This is a genomic window from Streptomyces sp. ID05-39B, assembly GCF_033794725.1.
GTDB classification, from domain to species: domain Bacteria; phylum Actinomycetota; class Actinomycetes; order Streptomycetales; family Streptomycetaceae; genus Streptomyces; species Streptomyces bobili.
The window spans coordinates 1-1,928 of record NZ_JARGEF010000483.1 but is presented as its reverse complement, the minus strand read 5'-3'; the positions used below and the strand labels follow the sequence as shown (position 1 = coordinate 1,928).

2 protein-coding genes are annotated in these 1,928 nt (G+C 73.7%); both read left to right on the top strand.

The window, feature by feature from the left end; translation table 11 throughout:
- On the top strand, positions 1-1,059 hold a 1,059-nt coding region (locus tag P1P75_RS41315; RefSeq protein WP_319265141.1), incomplete at its 5' end, for a hypothetical protein.
- 127 nt (positions 1,060-1,186) lie between these two features.
- The gene (locus P1P75_RS41310; protein WP_319265144.1) at positions 1,187-1,903 is read left to right on the top strand and encodes a DUF4129 domain-containing protein; all 717 of its coding nucleotides are present in this window, start codon (positions 1,187-1,189) and stop codon (positions 1,901-1,903) included.
- Positions 1,904-1,928 lie beyond the last annotated feature (25 nt).

Below are 1,928 nucleotides of genomic sequence, written 5' to 3'. Positions count from 1 at the left end.
CCCACCGGCCCCGGCCACGGCCCCACGGGCTACGGCGGATACGGCGCTCCGGGCGGCTGGGGCGGTGGCTGGGGCGGCCCTCCGCCCGCGGCCAAGCCGGGCGTCATCCCGCTGCGCCCGCTCGGCGTGGGTGAGATCCTCGACGGCGCCGTGTCCACCATGCGCACCTACTGGCGCACGGTCCTGGGCATCTCCCTGACCGTTGCCGTCGTCATCGAGGTCATCGTCGTCCTCCTGCAAGGCCTGGTCCTGGACGACTCCGCGAGCACGACCGCCCTCGGCGACGCGAGCGCCACGGTCGACGAACAGCTCGACGCCATGGGTTCCGTCCTGCTCAGCTCCGGTGTCATCTTCCTGGTGAGCCTGGTCGGCACCATCACGGCGACCGCACTCCTCACCGCCGTCACCAGCCGCGCCGTCCTCGGCAAGCCGGTCACCACCGGCGAGGCCTGGCGCGACGCCCGCCCCCAACTGCTCAAGCTGTTCGGCCTGATCCTCCTGCTGCTGGTCATGGTGACCGTCGTCGCGCTCGTCTGCGTGCTGCCGGGCGCCCTCCTGGGCGGCGCCGCCGGCGATGCCCTCACGGCCGTCGGCAGCATCGGATCGGTCGTCGTCGCGGTGTCGCTGCTGGTCCGCTTCTCCCTCGCCCCGCCCACGCTGATGCTGGAGAAGCAGGGCATCAGGAAGGCCATGGCCCGGTCCGCGAAGCTCGTCCGCGGCTCCTGGTGGCGGGTCTTCGGCATCCAGGTCCTCTCCCTGATCATCGCGAACATCGTCGCGCTGATCATCGCCGTGCCGTTCGCCCTCGTCGGTGCCGCTGTCAGCCCCGGCGGCCTCAGCGCCTTCGCGGACGCCGACACCGACCTCGGCTGGACCTACCTCATCGTCAGCGGAATCGGCTCCGTCATCGGCTCGCTGATCACGTTCCCGATCACGGCGGGCGTCGCCGTGCTCCTCTACGTCGACCAGCGCATCCGCCGCGAGGCCCTCGACCTCGACCTGGCCCGAGCCGCCGGCGTCCAGGGCTACGGAACCCCCGGCACCACCCCGGGGAGCTGATGCGGTGAGGCTCGTGGGGGGAGTCCTCACCACGGCACCGGCAGGCCCGCCCACGCCGTCACCACCCGGCACGGCCGACCCGGCCACGACAGTTCTGCCCGGCGCTGCCGACCGTGCCACGCACGCCGTGCTGCGGACGGCCGACGGCTCACCGCTGTCGTGGGCACGTTCGGACGGCGAACCACCGGTGACCATCCCCCGCGATCCGGCGCGCGAGGCGGCCCGCCGCGAGCTGTCCAAGCGGCTGTACCACGAGAACGACCCCGGCCTGCTCGAGCGCGCCCTGAACGCCTTCTGGGACTGGCTCGGCCGCGTGTTCGGCGCCGCCTCGACCGCCGCCCCGGGCGGAGTGCTGGGCCTGGTCGTCATCGTCCTGGCCGTCGCCGTCGTCGTAGCCGCCCTCTGGTGGCGCCTCGGCACCCCCCACCGCCGAACCGCCTCCGCGGCCGCCCTGTTCGACGACCGCCCCCGCAGCGCCGCCGACCACCGCTCGACCGCCGAGGCGCACGCCGCCCAGGGCCACTGGAACAAGGCCGTCCAGGAACGCATGCGCGCCATCGTCCGCTCCCTCGAGGAGCGTGCCCTTCTCGACATCCGCCCCGGCCGCACCGCCGACGAGGCCGCCGCCGAAGCCGGCCACACCCTTCCCGCCCACACCGCCCGACTCCGCTCCGCCGCCCGCGACTTCGACGACGTCACATACGGCGGCCGCACCGCGACCGAGCAGGCGTACCACCGCATCGCCGGCCTCGACCGCGACCTGGACGACACCAAGCCCCGACTCATCCACAGCACCCCCGACACTGCCGGCACCCCCCGCAACACCCGCAGGGGAACCCAATGACCACCGAGGCCACACCCCCCGCCAC